At 42.6% G+C, this 21,359-nt stretch carries 20 protein-coding genes; 10 read left to right on the forward strand and 10 right to left on the reverse strand.

Going from position 1 to position 21,359, the window contains the following annotated elements; translation table 11 throughout:
- Window positions 1-86: 86 nt before the first annotated feature.
- Window positions 87-1,478, forward strand: coding sequence for a branched-chain amino acid transporter BcaP (bcaP, locus tag C6348_RS16395; RefSeq protein ID WP_106043753.1), 1,392 nt, complete (start codon window positions 87-89; stop codon window positions 1,476-1,478).
- 204 nt (window positions 1,479-1,682) lie between these two features.
- Here bcaP and C6348_RS16400 read toward each other — a convergent pair whose 3' ends face one another.
- Window positions 1,683-3,098 carry an SLC13 family permease gene (locus C6348_RS16400; RefSeq protein ID WP_060595735.1) on the reverse strand — a complete coding sequence of 472 codons (1,416 nt, stop codon included), beginning with the start codon at window positions 3,096-3,098 and terminating at the stop codon, window positions 1,683-1,685.
- A 262-nt stretch (window positions 3,099-3,360) separates the two neighbouring features.
- On the opposite strand from C6348_RS16400, the gene pbp4 reads away from it, so the two are divergent.
- Both pbp4 and C6348_RS16410 read left to right on the forward strand, forming a co-directional pair.
- Window positions 3,361-5,400 (forward strand): penicillin-binding protein PBP4(5), encoded by a 2,040-nt coding sequence (gene pbp4 / locus C6348_RS16405; RefSeq protein ID WP_106043754.1) that lies wholly within the window; start codon window positions 3,361-3,363, stop codon window positions 5,398-5,400.
- A gap of 134 nt (window positions 5,401-5,534) precedes the next feature.
- Window positions 5,535-6,773 carry an MFS transporter gene (locus C6348_RS16410; protein ID WP_106043755.1) on the forward strand — a complete coding sequence of 413 codons (1,239 nt, stop codon included), beginning with the start codon at window positions 5,535-5,537 and terminating at the stop codon, window positions 6,771-6,773.
- A gap of 35 nt (window positions 6,774-6,808) precedes the next feature.
- Here the strand turns inward: C6348_RS16410 and C6348_RS16415 are convergent, their stop codons facing one another.
- The 5 genes from C6348_RS16415 to rfbF are packed head-to-tail and all read right to left on the reverse strand — an operon-like array spanning window position 6,809 to window position 11,590.
- Window positions 6,809-7,738 carry a putative nucleotide-diphospho-sugar transferase gene (locus tag C6348_RS16415; RefSeq protein WP_095285994.1) on the reverse strand — a complete coding sequence of 310 codons (930 nt, stop codon included), beginning with the start codon at window positions 7,736-7,738 and terminating at the stop codon, window positions 6,809-6,811.
- Entirely contained in the window at window positions 7,739-8,929 is a 1,191-nt protein-coding gene (locus C6348_RS16420) for a glycosyltransferase family 2 protein (RefSeq protein ID WP_106043756.1), read from the reverse strand.
- Window positions 8,926-9,837 carry a putative nucleotide-diphospho-sugar transferase gene (locus tag C6348_RS16425; protein ID WP_106043757.1) on the reverse strand — a complete coding sequence of 304 codons (912 nt, stop codon included), beginning with the start codon at window positions 9,835-9,837 and terminating at the stop codon, window positions 8,926-8,928. Before C6348_RS16425 ends, C6348_RS16420 begins: the two co-directional genes overlap by 4 nt.
- A 12-nt stretch (window positions 9,838-9,849) precedes the next feature.
- A complete protein-coding gene (locus tag C6348_RS16430) occupies window positions 9,850-10,821 on the reverse strand; it encodes a GDP-mannose 4,6-dehydratase (RefSeq protein WP_041816148.1) in 972 nt (323 codons plus the stop codon).
- A 4-nt stretch (window positions 10,822-10,825) separates the two neighbouring features.
- Window positions 10,826-11,590 (reverse strand): glucose-1-phosphate cytidylyltransferase, encoded by a 765-nt coding sequence (rfbF, locus tag C6348_RS16435; RefSeq protein ID WP_106043758.1) that lies wholly within the window; start codon window positions 11,588-11,590, stop codon window positions 10,826-10,828.
- Window positions 11,591-11,946: 356 nt separating this feature from the next.
- Between rfbF and C6348_RS16440 the strand changes: the two genes are divergently transcribed.
- Both C6348_RS16440 and C6348_RS16445 read left to right on the forward strand, forming a co-directional pair.
- Window positions 11,947-12,096 carry a DUF1540 domain-containing protein gene (locus tag C6348_RS16440; RefSeq protein ID WP_003213883.1) on the forward strand — a complete coding sequence of 50 codons (150 nt, stop codon included), beginning with the start codon at window positions 11,947-11,949 and terminating at the stop codon, window positions 12,094-12,096.
- Between the two features lie 198 nt (window positions 12,097-12,294).
- Window positions 12,295-13,374, forward strand: a complete 1,080-nt coding sequence (locus C6348_RS16445) for a DUF3900 domain-containing protein (RefSeq protein ID WP_012009211.1) — start codon at window positions 12,295-12,297, stop codon at window positions 13,372-13,374.
- A gap of 65 nt (window positions 13,375-13,439) precedes the next feature.
- Here the strand turns inward: C6348_RS16445 and C6348_RS16450 are convergent, their stop codons facing one another.
- Window positions 13,440-14,639 (reverse strand): MFS transporter, encoded by a 1,200-nt coding sequence (locus C6348_RS16450; protein WP_034664579.1) that lies wholly within the window; start codon window positions 14,637-14,639, stop codon window positions 13,440-13,442.
- A 103-nt stretch (window positions 14,640-14,742) separates the two neighbouring features.
- On the opposite strand from C6348_RS16450, the gene C6348_RS16455 reads away from it, so the two are divergent.
- Window positions 14,743-15,651: a LysR family transcriptional regulator gene (locus C6348_RS16455; protein WP_034664581.1), complete on the forward strand. Its 909-nt coding sequence runs from the start codon at window positions 14,743-14,745 to the stop codon at window positions 15,649-15,651.
- A 34-nt stretch (window positions 15,652-15,685) separates the two neighbouring features.
- On the opposite strand, the gene C6348_RS16460 is transcribed toward C6348_RS16455, so the two are convergent.
- Window positions 15,686-16,165, reverse strand: coding sequence for an aminoacyl-tRNA deacylase (locus tag C6348_RS16460; protein ID WP_034664582.1), 480 nt, complete (start codon window positions 16,163-16,165; stop codon window positions 15,686-15,688).
- A 145-nt stretch (window positions 16,166-16,310) separates the two neighbouring features.
- Between C6348_RS16460 and C6348_RS16465 the strand changes: the two genes are divergently transcribed.
- Window positions 16,311-17,510 (forward strand): MFS transporter, encoded by a 1,200-nt coding sequence (locus C6348_RS16465; protein WP_106043759.1) that lies wholly within the window; start codon window positions 16,311-16,313, stop codon window positions 17,508-17,510.
- Between the two features lie 17 nt (window positions 17,511-17,527).
- On the opposite strand, the gene C6348_RS16470 is transcribed toward C6348_RS16465, so the two are convergent.
- Entirely contained in the window at window positions 17,528-18,259 is a 732-nt protein-coding gene (locus C6348_RS16470; protein ID WP_034664588.1) for a MurR/RpiR family transcriptional regulator, read from the reverse strand.
- A gap of 199 nt (window positions 18,260-18,458) precedes the next feature.
- Between C6348_RS16470 and C6348_RS16475 the strand changes: the two genes are divergently transcribed.
- A complete protein-coding gene (locus C6348_RS16475; RefSeq protein WP_034664592.1) occupies window positions 18,459-19,787 on the forward strand; it encodes a 6-phospho-beta-glucosidase in 1,329 nt (442 codons plus the stop codon).
- A 33-nt stretch (window positions 19,788-19,820) separates the two neighbouring features.
- On the opposite strand, the gene C6348_RS16480 is transcribed toward C6348_RS16475, so the two are convergent.
- Window positions 19,821-20,468: a DUF3885 domain-containing protein gene (locus C6348_RS16480; protein ID WP_106043760.1), complete on the reverse strand. Its 648-nt coding sequence runs from the start codon at window positions 20,466-20,468 to the stop codon at window positions 19,821-19,823.
- Between the two features lie 113 nt (window positions 20,469-20,581).
- On the opposite strand from C6348_RS16480, the gene C6348_RS16485 reads away from it, so the two are divergent.
- Together C6348_RS16485 and C6348_RS16490 are read left to right on the forward strand one after the other, a co-directional pair.
- The gene (locus tag C6348_RS16485) at window positions 20,582-20,788 is read left to right on the forward strand and encodes a hypothetical protein (RefSeq protein ID WP_066031192.1); all 207 of its coding nucleotides are present in this window, start codon (window positions 20,582-20,584) and stop codon (window positions 20,786-20,788) included.
- Window positions 20,789-20,973: 185 nt separating this feature from the next.
- Entirely contained in the window at window positions 20,974-21,345 is a 372-nt protein-coding gene (locus tag C6348_RS16490) for a hypothetical protein (protein WP_034664610.1), read from the forward strand.
- Window positions 21,346-21,359: the final 14 nt, after the last annotated feature.

The raw sequence follows: 21,359 nt of genomic DNA on the forward strand, positions 1-21,359 counted from the left end.
GCGTTTTTCAACCAATTGACTAAATTGTCAATTACGCATATACTAACATTCGTCTTACGAAAAGATTTATCCATTAGGAGGTCAACATGAGTTCTTTATTTCGAAAAAAGTCTCTCGACCAGCTCATGCTTGAAAGTCAAACGAAGCGGCTTAGCCGATCGTTAAATACGTTTGATTTAATCTTGCTTGGCATTGGCTGCGTGGTCGGGACTGGTATCTTTGTGATTACGGGGGTTGCGGCAGCAAAGGATGCGGGACCTGCGATTATTATATCTTTTATTTTGGCTGCGATCGCATGCGCCCTTGCTGCTTTTTGCTACGCTGAATTCTCCTCGTCCATTCCTGTGTCAGGAAGCGTCTATACGTATTCCTACGCCACACTTGGGGAATTTCTCGCCTTCTTAATGGGCTGGGATCTCATGCTTGAATATGTCATTGCGCTCTCTGCTGTAGCAAGTGGATGGTCGTCCTATTTTCAATCACTGCTCAGTGGATTCGGTCTGCACATACCGAAGGCTTTATCAGCTGCACCTGGAGCCGCTGATGGTGCCGTCTTTAACCTTCCAGGCGCACTTATTATTTTACTCATCACCTTTATCGTCTCAAGAGGCGTCAAAGAAAGCACGAAGCTGAATAACATCATTGTGTTAATCAAAATTGCCATCGTCCTTCTCTTTATCATTTCAGGCTTTGCTTACGTCAAACCTGAAAACTGGACACCCTTTATGCCGATGGGCTTTGAAGGAGTGATCGCAGGCGCGGCAACAGTCTTTTTTGCTTATCTCGGATTTGATGCGATCGCCAATGCATCTGAAGAAGTCAAAAATCCGCAAAAGGCGATGCCGGTTGGCATTATCGGGGCGCTCGGTGTTTGTACCATTTTATACATCGGTGTGTCCTTTGTCTTAACCGGCATGGTTCACTATACGAAACTGAATGTCAGTGACCCTGTCGCATTTGCTCTTCAAGTCGTTGGCCTTCATAGTGTGGCAGGTATCATATCAGCCGGTGCCATTATTGGGATCACAACGGTTTTAATTGCCTTGGTCTATGCGCAGGTTCGCTTAACCTTTGCGATGAGCCGCGATGGACTCATGCCAAAAATTTTCTCAAAGGTTCATCCAAAATCGCAAACACCCGTTGCCAATACTTGGCTGACAGGTGCTGTCGCAGCATGTATCGTAGGTTTTGTGAATTTATCGACGCTTGCGAATTTAGTGAGTATCGGTACACTTGCTGCCTTTACGGTGATTTCAATTGCCGTCATTGTTTTACGGAAAAAGCACCCGAATGTCAAAGCAGCGTTTAAAGTACCATTCGTGCCTGTTCTTCCGATTATCAGTGCGGTCATTTGTATCACACTTGCGACGACCCTTTCATGGGTGACTTGGAGAGCCTTCCTTATCTGGGTGGCCATTGGTGTCGTTGTTTACTTCACCTATGCAAGACGAAAAAGTCATCTTAATGAAACACATTAGAAAAGAGACACGGGGTTTCCCGGTCTCTTTTTTTTGCTTAAATCACGCTGTTTTTGGCTGAATTTGAGTCCACCATGTCTGGATCTAACACGCTTATTACACGCCAAAGGACACTCACATCAAAAAATCCACACCAGCACCGAAGCCAAAAGAAACAAAAACACCGACGGTCTCGATTCGATCAAAGCCATCTTCTTAACCCACTCAGCTTTTAAACACAATCGGGAGCCAGAAATAAACCGCAAGGACAATCGCCACAATACTGATGATATTTAACCAAAAGCCTGCCCTAACCATATCAGATATTTTCAGCACGTCCGCACTAAAGACAGCGGCGTTTGGCGGTGTGGAGATCGGCAGCATAAACGCACATGAAGAAGCCAAAGCAGCCGCAGCCATTAACCCATATGGCTCCATGCCAATCGCAAGCCCAAGCCCTACCGTAATCGGAATAATCATATTGGCAACAGCTGTATTTGACATAATTTCAGTCATAAACAAAATCGCTCCCGTTAAAATGATCAACAGCACGATATACGAAAGCCCATTTAAATGCTGTAGATTTTCCCCAATCCATCCCGTTAGATTGGTTTCTGCAAAGCCCGTAGCGAGCGAAAGCCCACCTCCAAACAAAAGCAAAAGCCCCCACGGCAGCTGTTTCATATCCTGCCATTCTAATATTCTCTCTCCATTTGTTGCTGGAATGAGAAATAACAGCATGGCACCGAAAATGGCGATAGACGTATCAGATACGGTGATCCCTCCAAACAAAAAGAGCTTAAAAATCCACAAAAACGCCGTCATGAGAAAAACAACAAACACCCATTTTTCCTCTTGTTTCATTTTTCCTAAATTCTCTAATCCCTTTCGAATGAACGCTACACTCATTTCACCTGTGTGCTCTACCTTGAACTGTACCTTGGTCAAATACAGAAATAAGAGAATGAGCAGAATCATCGCAACAGGAAAACCAAACAAAAACCATTCAAAAAACATAATTTCCCGATCTAGCAGTTTTTTTGACATCGCAGCAAACACCGCATTTGGCACAGATCCGACAAGTGTTGCTAGACCACCAATTGACGCTGAATACGCAACCGACAATAAGATGCTTTTACTGAATCGATCAAGAGATGGACCAGATAAGATTTCATTAGCCTTGACCTCTTTAATCACTGCAAGTGCCACTGGGAGCATCATCAGGGCTGTCGCTGCATTCGAAATCCACATAGATAAAAAAGCAGTCGCGATCATGACACCTAATACAATGCGATCACTTCTTGTGCCAATCACCCTCAAAATGTGTAAGGCCATTCTTCTATGTAAGTTCCATTTTTCAATGGCAATAGCAATCATAAATCCTCCCATGTACATAAAAACGATCGGATCTCCATAAGCCCTTGATGTCTGTTCCATAGAAAGCCCGCCAAGTGTCGGCAGTAGGATGATGGGCAATAAAGATGTTGCAGGTATGGGCAGTGCTTCTGTCACCCACCATGTTGCCGTCCAAGCCGTAATGCCCAAGACTACCCTCGCAGCATAGGTCAATTCATCTTCAGGTATGAGAAACAGAACGAGCAAGAAGAGTGTCGGTCCAAGAATAAGTCCAATTACATTCACTTTTTTATAAACGATAACAATTCCCCCCTATTGAAAGCGCTTGTCATATTTTTTCTAATTTTCCACATTCGATGATCTCTTAAGAAATCCTTTAAATCATAAGAAAAAATGAAGATATCTTTCATAAAAACAGCTGTCATTTTACTCCCATTTTCAAGACCATGACATGATGCCTTGGTCTATTTTCATAGGAGAAACTATACAAATCATGTGCAATCACTGTAAAATATAGAAGATCTAATCAAAAATTGAGGTGTTTTCATTGTATAAGGATCAAAGAAAATCATTTTGGAAACAGAAAAAATTCATTATTCCTCTTCTTAGCATCATCGTGATAGCAGCTGCTCTCTTTTTCTTAAAAGATACTCTTTTCTCAAAAGAAAAAGAGGCTTTAAAAGCGGCTGAATCCTTTACGAAACAATTGGAGAAGAAAGACTTTACGAAGCTGGTGGATGAGGTAACGAGTACGTCTTTGAAAGCCAATGACTTCTCAAAAAAACAACTAGCCGAAAAATATGACAATATCTTTAACGGAATTGGTGCTTATGATCTGAACATATCAAAGCTCAACGTCGAAAAACAGGACAAAGGAAATGGGTATCAATTTTCCTATGATGTGACAATGAAAACGTCTTTTGGCAAGCTGCACAAGCTTTCTTACAAGGGAGTTCTCTCAGAAGAAGATGACAAGTGGAAAGTGGACTGGAAGCCAAATCTCATCTTCCCGCAAATGGAGAAGGGAGATACTATCAAAGTCAAATCAGACCCTGCTGTCCGTGGAAACATTGTAGACCGAAAAGGGCGTACGCTGGCAGAAACAACTGGTGGAAACGCACTTGGCATCATCCCAGGTAAACTCGGAACAGGGAAAGAAAAAGAACGCAATATCAAAAAAATCAGCAAGGCATTTGATATAGACGAAGAACTGATTGACAATCAGCTGAAACAAGCATGGGTCACAGACGACACGTTTGTCCCTCTCAAATCAATGTTAGAGCAAAAGCCGATTCCAAAGGATGTAAAAGGCGTCACCTATCAAACGAAGGAAATGCGTTACTATCCTTATAACGAAGCCGCCGCCCATCTCACCGGCTATGTCGGAAAAGCAAATGCAGATGATATCAAAAGAAATCCGGCATTAAAAGCAGATCAAATCATCGGCAAAACCGGCCTTGAATTTACGTTTGACAAAAACCTGCGTGGTCAAGATGGCGGAAGCATTCTGATCGTCCATGATGAAACAGGCATTGAAGAAACATTGCAAAAATCAGATCGAAAAGATGGAAAAACAGTGAAGCTGACCATTGATGCTTCCTTACAGAAAAAAACCTATGAACAGCTAAAAGGTGAAAAAGGGGCTGTCACGATCATGAATCCATCATCGGGGGATCTATTAGCGCTTGTCAGCGCCCCTTCCTACGATGTCAATCTCATGACAAACGGGATCACACCTAAGCAATATCAGGTATACAGTGAAAACCCAGACCTCCCATTCCAAGCTCGGTATGCGAGCCGGTATGCACCAGGGTCCACATTCAAAACCATTACAGCGGCCATCGGGCTGGAAACAGGTGTCACAAAACCTAATAAAGTACGCACCATTCATGGAATGAAATGGCAAAAGGATCAATCTTGGGGCAATTATCGAATTACACGGGTTCACGATAAAGAAAACGTAAATATGGTCGATGCCCTCGTGTACTCAGACAATATTTACTTCGGACAGGAAGCACTGGAAATTGGCAAAGACACCTACGAGAAAAAAGTAAAAGCATTTGGGTTTGGCGAAGATTTGCACATGCCATTTACAATGAAACCAGCACAAGTATCGAACGATGGCATTCAATCGGACATCTTACTTGCTGACTCTGCCTATGGCCAAGGCGAATTACTCATGTCACCGATTGAACAAGTACATGCCTATTCTCCATTTGCAACAGGAGGCAAGCTTGTCTATCCTCGAGTCGTTCAAGATGAAAAAACAGCATCACCAAAACAAATCATCAAAGAAGACTCGGCAAACACAGTGAAAGACGCACTGACTCAGGTCGTGACCAGTCCAAACGGTACAGCTCACTCCTTACAAATTGAAGGAGCTGATATTGCCGCTAAAACAGGAACGGCAGAGCTGAAGAACAAACAAGGGGCAACAGACGGTTCTGAAAATGGATTTTTACTTGCATTTAATCCTAAAAAAGAAGATTACGTCCTCGTCGGCATGATTGAAGGTGTGAAAAACCGCGGCGGAAGCGGACTCGTCATTCAAAAAATGAAGCCTGTGATCGCATCTTTTTATCAATAACCCTTTAGAGACACAAGCACTTGTGTCTCTTTTTTCTAAATCATGACAATTTGCTATTGTTTTATAGTTCACCTTATGAATAAAATGAGAAGAATGCAAAATAGAAAACAGTTGAATGAAAGGAGGAAGTCTCATTGGCTATTGCTGCTCGTACAAAGGAGAAACCACAAAATTCTGTCACCGGATCAACGGTTTATCCCATATTATTGATTATTGGCATTTGCCATATGCTGAACGACACATTGCAAGCCGTTATTCCTGCGATGTTCCCTATTTTAGAACGCTCAATGGGGCTGACCTTTACACAATTAGGGCTGATTGCCTTTACATTAAATATGGTCTCCTCCGTCATGCAGCCCGCTATTGGGTGGTATACAGATAAACGGCCGATGCCTTATGCACTCCCGATTGCTTTATTTTCTAGTGCTGTCGGTATATTCGGGCTTGCGTTTGCGCCTTCCTTTGCCACCATTTTGCTTTGCGTTGTCTTTATCGGACTCGGCTCTGCAATTTTCCATCCAGAGGGCTCTCGTGTTGCCAACATGGCAGCTGGTCCAAGACGAGGACTTGCACAGTCCATCTATCAAGTAGGCGGAAATACAGGTCAAGCCTTTGCTCCGCTGATCGCTGCATTAATGCTCGTCCCTCTCGGTCAGCCAGGCGTGGCTTGGTTTACGATTGTTGGAATGATTGCTGTCGGTTTCCTTCTTTATATTTCAAGATGGTATGCAGGAAGACTTCAAACCATTCGAGCTCAAGCGAAAAAGGCTCCAGCAAAAGCTGCAAGATCTGATATTCATCGTAAGTCAGCACTCACAGCACTTGGCATTATCGTCTTTCTCATCTTTGCCCGCTCTTGGTATGGGAATGCGATATCGAATTTCTATGCGTTTTATGCGATTGAACAATATGGATTGACGATTAAAGAATCACAGACTTATATTTTCTTATTTCTCATTCTAGGTGCAATAGGGACATTTTTAGGCGGGCCGCTTGCAGACCGCTTCGGCAAGAAAACCGTGATTTTAATTTCCTTATTGGCATCCTTTCCACTTGCCCTGCTGCTGCCATTTGCCGGACCTGTTTTTGCTTATGTTTTACTTGGACTAATTGGGGTCATTCTGACATCAAGCTTCTCTGTCACAGTCGTTTATGCTCAAGAACTATTTCCCGGGAAAATTGGCACAATGTCTGGTTTAACTGTTGGGCTTGCGTTTGGTATGGGTGCAATTGGATCAGTCGCTCTAGGCTCATTCATTGATGCCTTCGGTTTAACGCCTACCATGATCGGAGTCGCCTTTTTACCGATATTAGGCATCCTGGCCTTCTTACTACCTAGCGATCAAACCATCTCCAAATGGAATGAATCATAAAAAGGAGAAAACCGCTCAGTTATTGAGCGGTTTTTTCATATCTCATAAAAATGCGTGTCAGGAACGTGCTTCTTTGCAATAAACCCTTGCTGAAATTCTGGAAAGACCTTTTGCACCTGTTTAATTTTTTGATGAACCAAATCGGCATACGGAATATATAGATGATCCACTAGATTTTGTTCAGTCATATAGTAATACCAATTAAGATTAAAGGTATTCTCATCAATGATCGTAAAGGCAGAAAAATGATAGAACAAGAGTGGACATTCGTCGAGATACATATCCCCTTTCACAACTGAAAGCTTGTAGTTTTCAATATTCCAAATGGCGGCATTGGCTCCTTTAGATGTCACCACATGGACCCCTTCAAAATCATCGATCCATCTTTCAACATACCGCTGATCTCCATACGTCTTATTTTCTGTATCCATTTCTACTGTACAGTGTGCAAGACAGTTATCCTTCCATTGTGTGACCGCCTGTTTGGCAACATCTGTGTTGCGGCAGCCGACAAATCCAGTATTAAAGCGGCCAGACAACTCATAAAAGTGATAGAACCGCTTGGAATTCATATGATCCGTCAAAAATAAATGAGCGAGCGGATTCTCTGCAAATACCGCCTCTGGATCATGATAAAAATACAAATCCGTATCCAAATGGGCGAGATAATCCGCTTCTGAGGACTCAAGGATTTTGAGCAGAAAAGCAGGCTTTAACGTCCAGCAATACTCATGGAACGTCCGATCATCTTTTGCCTTTCGCAGCATGTCATCTTCAATGTCTTCAAGCTGTTCATATTGAACGTGCGGATGAGGGAATTCACTTAACACCTTGTAAGCCAATGGGTCCGCACATAAAACCGACAGCTTGAATGAATGGGCGGTTTGTTCAAGCGAATGAATCAGCGCCAAAAGCTTAAAAATATGGGTATTCGACACAATGGTTGTAAAATGATAAGATGCCATCTACAACACATCCACTTGAAACAAATCAACGCGTAATAGCTCTTTCGTCAGCCCTTGAATGGCTTCTACAAGCACTGTGCAGCCATATTCCTGCCGTGCAAGCTGCGCTGCCTCTGACAGCTTTTTCAAAGGGACATGTTTTGCTGTCAGCTGATCTTTTTTATCGCGTTTGATGCCTACATTCCGCTCTGTGATCAAATGAAGCAGCTCTAAAAAATAAGAAAGCAGACCATCGAATGCCGGTTTTTCACGCAGCTGCCGGACCTCTTTCACAATGTCATTTGTGACGGTGTGAGAAAATGGACCAGAGAAAGCCAAATGGACATCAATGGCATCAATATTGTTGTACTTCTCGCACATATACAAAATGTTATATTTGATGTCATCAAATGAAGTTAAATTACTTGGATGCTCCTGATGCACACTCATGATATCCTCTCGCAATTCAAACGAGAGACCAAGCTGATGCAGACGAATTCCTAAATCATAATCTTCAAACCCGTACCGAACGATATTTTCATCAAACATCCCGAGTGCCATGACATGCTTACGTTTGACAGAGGAGTTATTCGTAATAAAAAATCGCCACGGCAGCTCATAAGAGCCTAAATCATAGTTATACGTGCGCAAAATGTCTTTGAGAATATCAATAAACTCAGACTGCAAATCGAAGCTTTTCTCTAGAAATGCACCATTTTCAACTTCCTTCATTGATAAAAGAGGCGTTTTATCTTTCATTTTCCGCTTATACAAGCCTTGCTTTTTCAACCGATTGATATGATCCTGATCAAATGCTTCGTAAAAATAACGATAAATCCGCTTCCAGCATACACCACAAATCACAAGGTCTTCATGAACAGCATGTGCTTCCGCATGCTTTTGAATAAATTGCGGCTCTGCCAGCATATCGCTGTCATGGAATATTAGCAGGTCTCCCTCCGCCTCGCGAATGGCATGATTGCGACCCTTGGCAATCCCTTGATTGACAGGAATACGTACCTTTTTAAACGGGAAATTCACCTCAATGTTCTCAAGCATTTCCATCGTGCCGTCCGTTGACCCATTATCAGCGACAATGACCTCAAATGGAATATCCGTATCCTGAAGCGTTAAGGAAAAAAGACTCCCTTCTAAACGCTCTTTGGCATTATAGCTTGGAATAATGACGCTTACCTTTGGCTTCTCATTCATGCGTCATCCCCCTCCAATTTGGCATAGCCGTTAAACAGCGGATCGACCTGCTCAACAGATTCAATCACATGGCGCAGCACGTTTCGATAGGCTTCTTGGAAAAACGGCAGATCATTTCTCCCTTTTTCATGAATTTGCTGCATCTCATCCTTACTCACGATGCGAAAGCCGCTGAAATGATAGCAAATGAGCGGATGCCCATCCTCCAGCAAAATACGTCCATTCTCTTCCCGATAAGAATGCTGCCCATAATTCCAATGACCAATATTCACGCCTTTTGTTTGAATATCTTCCACTTTTTCAAACAGCTTCGGCATATGATCCAGATATCCTTGATCGCCAAACTTGCCTTCTCCCGGCGCATTTTTGCATTCCTTCAAGCATTCTTCTTTCCACCAGCTGAGGCATTTCCGGCCGGCTTCATCTCCTTTAAAATACAGGAAGCCTGAGTTATATCGTCCTAAAAGCTTCTGAAGCATCTTCACTTCCTCGGGATCGAAACTCGGAATCACAATATCCCCTCTCGAGAGTAAAACAGAGGCATTCGGCTGATGTTGAAAAATCACTTGCGGGCTCTCATAAAAAAATAAATCCGCATCAAGATAGGTTACTCCCTCTGCCTGCTCCTGTTCAAATAACCACTCAATCCAAATCGGCTTTAATGTCCAGCAATATTCCGAGGCATCCCGTTCCTCTTTTTTCTCCAGCAGCTCCGGCGTTTCGAGCTCCCGTACATGAACAAGATCGACATGAGGAAAATTCATTTGATGAAGCAGATCAAATGCAGCATCATCCATACATAACGTCTTGATGACAGCATCATCATCTACTTGCTTCAATGATAAGAAAAACGCAATGGCTTGATAAAGTCTTCCACTTGATAGAACCGTACAATATATGCTGTTCATCTACTTACACCTCTATTTTTGAAAGAATTCGCGGTACCATTCAATCGTCTTCTCTAAACCTTCATCAATGGAGTAGTCAGGCTTCCAATCAAGCAGCTTTCTCGCCTTTTCTGCCGACAAATATTGATGCTTAATCTCATGCGTTCCTTGGTTTAAAATACGCGGCTTCAGTTCACTGCCCATTGCCTTTAAAATCTTATCCACGAGCTCAAGCACCGTCAGCTGAATTTCATTACTAAAATTAAAAGCTTCTCCAGCGAGCCCTTTTTCCTCCATCTTCTCAGCTAGAAGCAAATAAGCTTTGACTGCATCTTCAATGTAGAAGTAATCACGAATAAATGTCCCGTCACTTCTAATTTCCGGTGCCTCTCCTTCTAACACAAGCTGGATGGTTTGCGGAATGATTCTGTTGAAATTTAAATCCCCGCCCCCGTATAAATTGCCGCAGCGTGTAATACAAACCGGAAGACCATATGTGTTGTAATACGTGTGAGAAATTAAATCTGCACAGCTCTTCGATACATCATACGGATGTTTCCCATTTAGCGGCATGTCTTCATCGTATGGAAGCTGCTCCTGATCGCCGTATGCTTTGTCACTTGATGCCACGATGACTCGTTTGATCAGCGGCTGTCTTCTGCAAGCCTCCAGTACATTCCATGTCCCTAAAATATTGGCTTCAAATGTAGAAACAGGGTGTCTATTTGCGACCCCAACAATGGCCTGCGCCGCCAAATGGAAGACAGTATCAATTTCGTATTCTCCTAACGCACGTTCAATCGTTTGCATATCCTCCAATGCACCTTGCACCACATTCATCTTTTCGAATTGACTGCCTTGATATAAATTCGATCGAGGCACCTGATCACGCACAAGTCCAGTTACGTTTGCACCTTGATCAATCAATTCCTTGACGAGATAGCTTCCCAATAGTCCTGTACATCCAGTCACAAATACGTTTTTCCCATTCCAAAATCCGCTCATGCCGTCACCAAACCTTCCATGGTTGTTTTCCATTTGTCCACATGCCATTGATTTCCTTCAGGTTCTTATACGTATCGATCGCTGTCCAAAATCCGTGGTGCTCATAAACCGCAAGCTCTCCATCATTCGCCAGATTTTGCAGAGGCTCCGCTTCAAACACGCATTGATCACCGTCTGTCAAATAGTCAAATACCTTTGGAGACAACACAAAAAACCCTCCATTGATCATCCCGACACTGTCTGTCTTCTCAGAGAAGGATTGTGCCATCCCGTTATACACCTTCAGTGTCCCGTACTGGGACTTCTTTTCAATTCCTGTGACAGTCGCAGCTGCCCCAAGATCCTGATGACGCTTCAGCAGATGAAACATATTGATATTGGCAAGTCCATCACCATACGTCATCATGAATGTCTCATCCCCAATGTAGTCCTGCGCCTGCTTTAACCGTCCGCCTGTCATCGTCTCCTCACCCGTATCTAAAAAGGTGATTTTCCAGTTCTCTGACTTTCCTAAAAGCTTCATTTCTCCTGTTGCCATATCCAGCTGCATGCTGTGATGCCGCCAGTCGTAGTTCAGAAAATATTCTTTGATCTTCTCTCCTTTATATCCAAGCAATAAGATAAACTCATCTACTCCGTAATACTGATAGATTTTCATAATATGCCATAGAATAGGCCGATCTCCGATCATAGCAAGTGGTTTAGGAAGCGCTTGTGTGACCTCACTCATTCTCGTTCCCTTTCCTCCGCAGAGAATGACTGCTTTCATCTTCTCCCCTCATCTCTCTATGAAAATTTTTGATTGAAAACCTTATCTTTATGCGGAAAATCAGTACATGTACCCTCAGACTTTGTCCGACATCAGGTTTTGAATCTACTCTATTCATATGTCGAAATGAGAGATGGTGCCACCTAGCATTTAACTATTTTTACAAATAAAAAAAGAGCGAGATTTGTATTCTCGCTCTTTCAAAGTTTAAATTGTATATTATCAGGGTAGATGGTATGATAAACATGTGCATCATCAGCACAAAACAGCCTCTTTTTATAAAGAGACTACTAGATGGAATGAATTCAAGTGGCAGCTTGCTTCATTCTCAATATGAATCACGGAGGTGAATTCTCATGGCACAAAACGTACTTTGTGAAGTGAACTCTTGCCGTTTTTGGGCTGATAACAGCTGTACTGCTTCTACCATTAAAATTGGTAAAAACACAATGACTGATGTGACTCGCAATGCCGAAACTGATTGCGAAACATTTGAAACAAAATAAGTTGTTTTTCTGAGATGAAGGAACTGGCAGGTTCCTTCTTTTCTTTTATCATTCTATCAAGAATGATAATTATTATCAAGTGTTTTTCACTAAACATTTCTCGGGAAATAATGACACGATATTTCTGCATTCGTTGACGATTTTCACTCCTTTTTCTATACTCAACATATCCGAAGAAGAAAAAGTGGTGACCAATCAATGGATTTTACGATACGTTTTCTATCATTCTTTGTCGTAGAAATCGAAGGCAAAGATGAACAAGCAAATAAACGGTTCAAGCATTATCAAACATTAGATCAAGAGGAATTTGAACAAAGTGAGCTGAAGGACTTTTTAGATGGCGAGCTGAAAAAAATCGTCAAACGAAAAGTGGACAGACACCCTAAATCTGAACAAGTACCAACCAAAATTGGCCGATTCATTGTCGAACCCGGTCATGAACTCGATTCAAATCCAAACTACAATTTATTTCATCAAACGAGATTTGCCGATACAAAAGAAGTATTTAATGAATGCAGTGAACAGTTTGTTCGCACGTATTTAGATACAAGTGCTGTCAGAGGCGGCGTTTTTTTAGTTGCGTCTGCCGTTCCTAAAAAGTACTTCGATGACTCCTTTGTCTTTATTATGAAATGCGATTTTGAACAGAAAGTGGCTTCTATCGCTGATACATCTACCTTGATCAAAAAAGTCGAAATGGCCATTACAACAAAAAACATGAAATCGATTCAATATCCGTTTATGCCAGAAGAGGGCATGACAGAGGAAGCCGAAGTGAAAATTCACCAATCCTCACATGCTCGTTATTTTGAGGACTTTCTGAAATTCGTCGAATACGGGGAATCTATGCCTGAAATCATGAAATCACAGGTCATGAATATGGTGCAGGAACAAGTATTTGAAACATTACAGGATGAAAGTGAAGAATTAAAGCAATTTGAAGAGGACCTTGAAATATGGGAAGCGAGTGAAAAACGAGAAATTAGAGAAACACTCGATACAGAACAGGTCACACTAGCAGCATCTCACATTGTGGAACAAACCCCTGATATCACAATGAAAATGCGTCTAGGTGAAACAGAAATCAAAGGGCTTCTAGCGGACTTTGGCCACTCGATCCATATTGCGAAGGTCAACAATCGATATGTCGTGCTCGTCGAAGCAGACCAAATCGTCTTTGAAAAAGGAAGCACACCTGTTGAATTCCATAAACCAAATGGATTAAAAGAGGTTGTCAGCCAGCTGACGCAAAAAGCCTACGATTCAGACTTAGAATAAGAGAATATGACTGCCTCCTGCACTCAGCTGCATGAGGCAGTTTTTTTATATAACGCTTTATTTTTTTACACTGCACTAGAAGAGACATGCTGCCCGCCTCTTACCCACATGCTGACAAGCATTAAGCTTATGATGAGCATCAGCCAAAAGACGCTGTTTGTTCCAAAAAACTGGATCAATGTATACCCGCACAAAGGCCCTAAAGCAGCCCCCATATCTTGAACAAAAGAATAGCTGGCGAGAAAGCGGTTCTTATCTGTTTGAGCAGAGGCTTTTTGAAAGGCAAGTGTATCGGTGAACGTTGTTACAATCGTTGCCAGCAGCTGAATCAAAAGCAGCATCAATAGAAACCAGCCGCTTACCTTCAGCATGACCCCAAGAAAACTGAGCCCTCCAAATGAAAGAAACATCCAGCATAGCATTCGTTCCTTCATCACAAGCCGATCAAACCATTTGCCTGTTCTCGGTGCGACAAATGGTTCCCACCCCCACCTGATTGCTTGAATGACACCGCTTAAAGCCGAAGCTCCGATGACAAAGCCAAATAGAGCAAATTCATCCTGATCGATCTTTGCTTCAATGACATGACTCAGCGTGGATGCGAATAAACCTTGTATAATAAGTGCGACCAGCATGCCTGTTATCAGTACTTTTACAACATCTCGTGCAAACCACTTCTGTTTGATGCCATGATACATCTGCGTGCCTTCTCTCTTTTCAATTTCATCCAAAGATACATAAAAAACGCACCCTATCAATGTGAGTAAACCAAAGACAAGCGTCATGGACTGGAAGCCGAACAAGCTGGCGAAAATCCCGCCAAATAACATACCAAATAAACTGCCAAGCCGGTAAAGCCCATTATAAAGACCCGTCAAATGTCCTTGTGAGCCTTCGTCCATTTCAGCCAAAACCCTCATCCCGCTCATACGGAGTAACGTCCAAGCAAGCCCCCATGCGCAGCGGCAGATCAGCAGCAGCCAAAAACCACTCATCCCATATAATGCCGTGGTCACTGACGCGATCAAAATCGCCATTAATACACCGGTCTTCATTGGGATATAGCGATAGAGCCACCAAACGACAGGCGCTAGCGGAATGCGAATGAATCGGTTGATGGATAGCAGTAACCCGACCTCCCAAATAGATGATAAACCAATCTCTTTCCAATAGACTGGAAGAACAATATAGAGCATTGAATCCCCAATAAGTGCAAATGCTGTGATGAGCGATATTGACACAACTTGCTTTTGACGATGATCCATTTTCCCTTCCCCCTTCGCTATCTTTACGATAAGGGATGCTTTATAATAAATCTAATGAATGTTTTTGATTAAACCATTAAAATAATTGATAGGTGGTGCAAAGTTGAATTTACATGCCCTTCGGATTTTTGCAAAGGTCGCAGAGACTAAAAGCGTCACACAAACAGCAGACGCACTATCTTTGACACAGCCAGCTGTGACGGCTCAGCTTAGAAGCATTGAACGAGAGATCGGTTTTCGCCTTTTTAAACGAAACGGCCGAGGAATTGCGCTCACAGAAATGGGAAAGATGCTGTATCCTTATGCCCGGCAAGTGTTCGAGGCTGAAAAGGAAGTAGAATATCAGATCACACTATTACAAAACGGGAAAAAGGGACGCCTCCGCATCGCTTCTACCTACGTACCACTCAACTTTTTACTGCCTGATTGGCTCGCTGCTTTTAAATCGTCTTCACCACAGACAGAAATTGAATTAAAAAGCGGAAACTCCGCTCAAGTGATAGACAGCCTGCTTCAATATGAATCAGATGTGGCCATCGCTGTAATTGAAGATTTGGATCATGAGGAGATCGTTACCTCCCATTTGACGAATTTAAGCTATGATTTTATTGTGCCAGCAGACCATCCGTTAAACGGAAAAACCGTCCCGCTAGAGCGCCTGAGCCTGGAGCCTTTTTTAATGCGTGAAGAAGGCAGCTCCACAAGAGATAAGCTCTTTTCCCTTTTCACCTCGAAAGGAATTAAAAAACCGACTGTTGATTTACAATTCAGCGGTGTTCATGAAGCGATTCAAATGATCAAAGCTGGCTATGGGATCACACTTGTTCCCCGTGATGCGGTTCAAGGCAGTCTCAAGCGGAAAGAGATTGGGCGCGTATATATCGAAGGCATAGAAATCGTCAGACCCGTTGTTATCTGCAAACGGGCGAATGATCTTGAAGAAAATAGAACAGTGGATGCCTTTCTGCAAATGAAAGATATCGGTCCATTTAAGGCGCCTGCTGCAAATTAAAAAAGTGCCTGCATAAGAAACAGGCACTTTTTTTCTATTCGGCTGGTTGAACAATGTCATACGGTACAGCCTTTGAGGCTTTCACTAATTGTTCTGGTGTGATGAGGATTTCATTTCCCCATTCGCCTGCTCCAACGCCTAATACCTCTTCCTCTAATAACGAAGCTTCGATGATGGTGCGGAAGCCTTCTGGCTGCCAGCAAAATGGCGGTATCGAGCCAATTCGGTAGCCCGTCACTTCCAGAACCTTCTCTGGTGATGCCATTTTAATATTACGGGAGCCGGCCGCTTTCTTTAGTTTCCCTGACTTAATATGCTGGTCTGCGCCAACCATCACAAGCAGCTGCTCTCCTTCCCCTGTTTCAAAAATCAATGTCTTAATCATTTGTCTCTCACGAAAACCAAGGGCTGCTGCTACATTTGCGGCTCCCTTCTCTGTTTCGGAAGAAAATGTTTTGATCTCATATGGGATGCTGTGCTGATTCAAGAATTCATGTGCTGGCAGTACTTTCATTGATTTGAACCCCTTTCCTTGCGATGTCTTTCATTTAGCTTATCACAATCCTCTCATCCTTAAGATGTATTTTTCAATGAAAAGCCTCTGGGTCCTTCATCACCATGCTATACTGAACTTGTTTTTGAAAAGGAGCCGGTTGGATATGGGAAACAAGTTTTGGTATTATACAGGCAGTAAAAGCCTTCTCATGCTAAGTGATATTCTATTTGTGATGACGATCACGTTTGTGATCTATCAAGATACACAATCTGTTGCCTATGCGGCTCTATTTCCGCTAATAAGAACGCTATGCCAGCTATTAGCTGGGCTCATCTCTCCTGTTTTGACCGATCACTTTCAAGCGGGTCGGCTGTTGAAATGGGTCCCTCTTTTACGTCTTGTGATGCTCATCGTGTTTACAGCCCAATTTCATTTCTTTCAGCAGCATATGGTCTGGCTGTTTGGTGCGCTTATTCTCATTTCCATCACAGGTGGATTCATCAGTCCTTTATTACAGGCCATCATGCCGATGCTTGTGCCAGCAAATCAGCTTGTGAAAGCGAACAGTACAGCCTCCATTTTTCATCAAACGGTGCAAATCGCCGGTTATTCGTTTACTGGAATGCTCGTCCTGTTGATTGGTCCTTTTTATTTAATGTGGATTACTTGTTTCATGATTGTGTTGTCTTATTTGTTTTTCATCCCTGTTTTTCCTCTTCTCAAGCAAGAAGACACGGTTCGAAAAGCAAATAAGATGAACAGTTTCAAGGATGGCTGGACGATCATTTGGACAAACAAAACAATTCGCACCCTGACCTTTATGGATGTGTGTGAAAATATAGCGGGTGCTGTGTGGATCGGGGCGATTACGCTTGCCTTTGTAACACAAGATTTAAACGAAAGTGAAGATTGGTGGGGGTTTATCAATGCCGCTTATTATACAGGCGCCATTCTAGGTGGGCTCTTGGCTGCGTGGATAAGCCGGTTGATTCAAAAGCAGCTTCTTCTCTTTATGGCAGCTGGTTCATTCATTTATGCAGTGCTGACTATTGTCTTTTCACTGAATAGCCTGCCGTGGCTTGCTTTGCTGCTTTGCATTTTGATGGGGCCTGCTTATCAAATTCGGGATGTTTCGCAGCAAACCATTCTTCAAACGGAAACGCCCGTCCGAGATTTATCAAAGGTGTACTCGGCTCATTACGTCCTTTCTTCTGTATCTGTCGGTTTATCTATTTTCTTTGTTGGATTGATTGCAGATGCATTCGGAGCGAGGACTGTGTATTTGCTAGGCGGTTTGTTTGTACTCATCTGTTCGGGGATTGCCATCCTCGCTTTTATGAGACAGAAAAAAAAGAGCGGCTGATTCATGCAGCGGCTCTTTTACTTTTCCTTTAACATCGCGAACATGTCACGAGCCATCGCTTCTAAAATATACACAACTGGCGTCTGTGTCGTAATATTGGCTCTGTGAACCCGTTCGTCTGTCACGTAATAAGCAATATTTAAATCGGAAATGCGTGAAATCGTACAGTGCTGATTGTTTGTAATACTAATGATTTTGCTTCCTTCTCTTTTTAACTTCGAAATATGATCAATCGTAATACGGTTCTCCCCTGATACAGACAGCACAATGGTGACACTATTGTCTAAATACTGCATATTCATCGGGAAAAACGGATCATTGATGTAAAATGAAAATTTCTCAAGACTCGAAAAATACCTCGCCCCATACTGTGCCAAAATACCAGAGCTGCCAGTTCCGATAAACAGCACATTTTTTGCATCGGCAATGAGCCTTGCTGCCTCCTTAATTTTCCCTTCAAAGTCCCCTTTCAGTGTCCGTTCAATAAATTCATATAGAAAGTGCTGTGTGCTTTTTAAAGTAGGAGTTTGCTCTGATTCTAAATACATTTTGAGTTTCACTTTAAACTCTGAAAAGCCTTCACAATTCACTTTTCGGCAAAAGCGAAGGACAGACGAGGTGGAAATATGGGCAGCATCTGCTAAATCCCGAATTCTCATATACACGACCTTTTCACTGTTTTCCATGATATATCGGTATAAAGCGCTTTCTAGTTCATTAAAGCTGGAAATGACCTCACTTGAAAACATCTGACTTCTCCTTTCTCCAACAGCATGTCACAATGTGTTTCTTTTATGTAACAAATCTCTAAATAGGGCACCCTTGCCTAAAGACGCTGAAGTCATTTACGCACTAGATGCTCTCACGATAAGCTATAGATGTACAGACAAAAGAATTGGCTTTTCTCTATTATAACATTGCGCGTTACATTATTCGGAGGTGCAGCACATGGCAAAAGGATTAAAGGTTGTCACAATTGGCGGAGGATCAAGCTATACACCAGAGCTTGTAGAAGGATTTATTAAACGATACGATGAATTTCCGATTAGCGAGCTTTGGCTTGTCGATATTGAAGCGGGAAAAGAGAAGCTTGAAATCGTCGGAAATCTTGCAAAACGCATGGTGAAAAAGGCAGGACTTCCAATCGAGGTTCATTTAACATTAGATCGCCGGAAAGCGCTTGCGGGCGCTGATTTCGTCACAACACAATTCCGTGTCGGACTTCTTGAAGCACGTATGAAGGATGAACGCATTCCTTTAAAATATGATGTCATTGGTCAAGAAACGAATGGTCCAGGAGGTCTATTCAAAGGACTTCGCACCATTCCAGTCATTCTTGATATTGTCAAAGATATTGAAGAACTGTGCCCAGACGCATGGCTTGTGAATTTCACCAACCCAGCTGGTATGGTCACAGAAGCCGTTCTTCGCTATTCAAACCATCGCAAAGTCGTTGGTTTATGCAACGTGCCAATCGGTATTCGCATGGGAATCGCCAAAGGACTTGATGTCGACGCAAGCAGAGTCGAAGTCAGCTTTGCTGGATTAAACCATATGGTCTTTGGACTCAATGTATTCTTAGATGGCAAAAGCATCATGGATCAAGTCATCGAAGACATGGCAGATCCAAACTCCAGCATGTCGATGAACAACATTCAAGCCATTCCGTGGAATGCAGATTTCTTAAAAGGGCTTGGCGTCATTCCATGTCCATATCACCGCTACTACTACAAAACAAGTGATATGCTGGCTGAAGAAAAGAAAGCAGCAGAGAATGAAGGAACTCGTGCAGAAGTCGTTCGTGCACTAGAAAATGACCTGTTCGAGCTTTACAAAGATCCTGATCTTGATATCAAACCGCCACAGCTTGAAAAACGAGGCGGTGCTTACTACAGTGATGCGGCTTGTAACTTGATTGCATCCATTTATAACGACAAGCATGACATTCAGCCTGTGAACACCATCAACAATGGTGCCATCAGTGACATTCCAAATGATTCTGCCGTTGAACTCAACTGCGTCATCACAAAAGACGGTCCTAAACCAATCGCTGTTGGTGAAATGCCAGTCGCTGTCAAAGGACTCATTTCTCAAATTAAATCCTTTGAACGTGTTGCCGCTGAAGCAGCCGTGACAGGCGATTACAACACAGCCCTTGTCGCAATGACGATCAACCCGCTCGTCCCATCAGATGCGATTGCAAAAAGCATCCTCGATGAAATGCTAGAAGCACACAAAGAATATTTACCACAATTCTTCAATAAAGTAGAAGCATAAAACAGAACCGCACTTGTCAAAAGTGCGGTTTTCTTATTTCGCTGCAAACAGCCGGTCCATCTGAGCACGATCATAGTCTAATAGCCAGTGCTGTAAGCCCTCATAGACTGGCCGAAGACGCTCAGAATCTGACGCTATGAGATCACAGCCTCCATCATCATATAAGTGGAAAATCATCTGTTTCGAGAGATTGATGAGATAAATTTCATAATCAAGCTTCCCCTTCATGATTTGATTCGGTGCATAGAAATCCTCTCGGCACATGGCTTGTAGTAGCGGACGCAATCGAATATCTTGCAGCCGGCATTTCAGTGTAAATCTCTCCAATGTCAGTGGGTCATCTATTTCTGGTCGAACATAGGTCAAAAGCTCGTGACGCAATCGGCTGCGTACTTGCCGGCGGACATATTTCTGATAAACTAGGAGCTTTTGCTTCGTTAATTCATGTTCATGCTGCGTATAGACATCCGTGACAAACAGAATATCGTCTTCTGGGTCAAAAGCATATTTCACAATCTCCAAAGCACGATCCCCCGCTTTTTCTAATACAACTAATTCCTTTCCTAATGACCAATCTGCCACTTCAAAGCGTAGCCCAAAAGGCCATTGATAAAAAAGAGGCGGCGTGAGGACAAGATCAGGAAAATGACTTTTTAAAAAACTATTGGTTTGATCGCTCATCTCATGTCCTTCCATTGGTTTTATTTATTATTTTACCGTTGAAACTGATGGAAATACAATTGGAAATAAACTGTCATTTCTTATATGATGGAAAGAGATGGAGGTGTGACCAATTGAAAAAATCAAAATGGTTTCTACAAGTGTTCCTCACAGCATTGATCACCATGTGGGTACAGACTGGACTTGATCAGGCGAACATCATTCATATCACCAATGTATGGGTCGATGCCAGCAGCTGGATCCTTATCTTCTTTGTCATCTACGCACTTTTTGAATGGGCAGCTCACGTCTTAGCAAAACGGAAAACCGCTCATCGCTGAACATCTCTTTTCATAGAGATGTTTTTTTAAAACCCCTCTTACACAACACATGTAACCCCTTCTCTGTCTATCAATCCAAGCGTTAAATCACTCTATTCTTATATCATTCCACATTTCGCATTTTCTTCCGATAATAAAGGTAAGCACGAATAAAATTTTGATGAAAACTAGAAGGAGTGAAGAAAATGTCAGATCAACAGCACAATGCAGCACACGAAGAAGAAGAGGAATTCAATGTATACGACATGCTTCCGCCCGCAGGAACAATCATTGGTGAAGCAACAGAAGAAGAAATGGAAGCTGCGGCAGCATTAGAAGTGAGACATGTCGCGTTCATGCGCCTTCAAGACATGTTCATTCAATTTGATGGCTCGTCTTACAAAGACTTATTAAAAGACTTCCAAGAATTCGAATATGATTCTACAAAATTCTGGAGAGGTATTGCTAAACGACTTCAAATTCCATACGAATGGCCAATCCGACTCGACCACGCAAACGGTCCAATTTATATTGGTGAAACAGAGGATAGCCGTGAGGTTGAGGAGAGTGCAGAGTAAGGAAATGATGACCC

Source organism: Bacillus sp. YBWC18, assembly GCF_002998775.1.
Lineage (GTDB): Bacteria > Bacillota > Bacilli > Bacillales > Bacillaceae > Bacillus.

Excerpts from the sequence above, each read along its gene's own strand:
- C6348_RS16450 (WP_034664579.1), bottom strand. The coding sequence starts at position 14,639 with ATGGATCATCGTCAAAAGCAAGTTGTGTCAATATCGCTCATCACAGCA.
- rfbF (WP_106043758.1), bottom strand. The coding sequence starts at position 11,590 with ATGAAAGCAGTCATTCTCTGCGGAGGAAAGGGAACGAGAATGAGTGAG.
- C6348_RS16445 (WP_012009211.1), top strand. The coding sequence starts at position 12,295 with ATGGATTTTACGATACGTTTTCTATCATTCTTTGTCGTAGAAATCGAA.
- bcaP (WP_106043753.1), top strand. The coding sequence starts at position 87 with ATGAGTTCTTTATTTCGAAAAAAGTCTCTCGACCAGCTCATGCTTGAA.
- C6348_RS16465 (WP_106043759.1), top strand. The coding sequence starts at position 16,311 with ATGGGAAACAAGTTTTGGTATTATACAGGCAGTAAAAGCCTTCTCATG.
- C6348_RS16480 (WP_106043760.1), bottom strand. The coding sequence starts at position 20,468 with ATGAGCGATCAAACCAATAGTTTTTTAAAAAGTCATTTTCCTGATCTT.
- C6348_RS16460 (WP_034664582.1), bottom strand. The coding sequence starts at position 16,165 with ATGAAAGTACTGCCAGCACATGAATTCTTGAATCAGCACAGCATCCCA.
- C6348_RS16430 (WP_041816148.1), bottom strand. The coding sequence starts at position 10,821 with ATGAGCGGATTTTGGAATGGGAAAAACGTATTTGTGACTGGATGTACA.
- C6348_RS16490 (WP_034664610.1), top strand. The coding sequence starts at position 20,974 with ATGTCAGATCAACAGCACAATGCAGCACACGAAGAAGAAGAGGAATTC.
- C6348_RS16420 (WP_106043756.1), bottom strand. The coding sequence starts at position 8,929 with ATGAATGAGAAGCCAAAGGTAAGCGTCATTATTCCAAGCTATAATGCC.
- C6348_RS16475 (WP_034664592.1), top strand. The coding sequence starts at position 18,459 with ATGGCAAAAGGATTAAAGGTTGTCACAATTGGCGGAGGATCAAGCTAT.
- C6348_RS16415 (WP_095285994.1), bottom strand. The coding sequence starts at position 7,738 with ATGGCATCTTATCATTTTACAACCATTGTGTCGAATACCCATATTTTT.
- C6348_RS16440 (WP_003213883.1), top strand. The coding sequence starts at position 11,947 with ATGGCACAAAACGTACTTTGTGAAGTGAACTCTTGCCGTTTTTGGGCT.
- C6348_RS16425 (WP_106043757.1), bottom strand. The coding sequence starts at position 9,837 with ATGAACAGCATATATTGTACGGTTCTATCAAGTGGAAGACTTTATCAA.
- C6348_RS16470 (WP_034664588.1), bottom strand. The coding sequence starts at position 18,259 with ATGTTTTCAAGTGAGGTCATTTCCAGCTTTAATGAACTAGAAAGCGCT.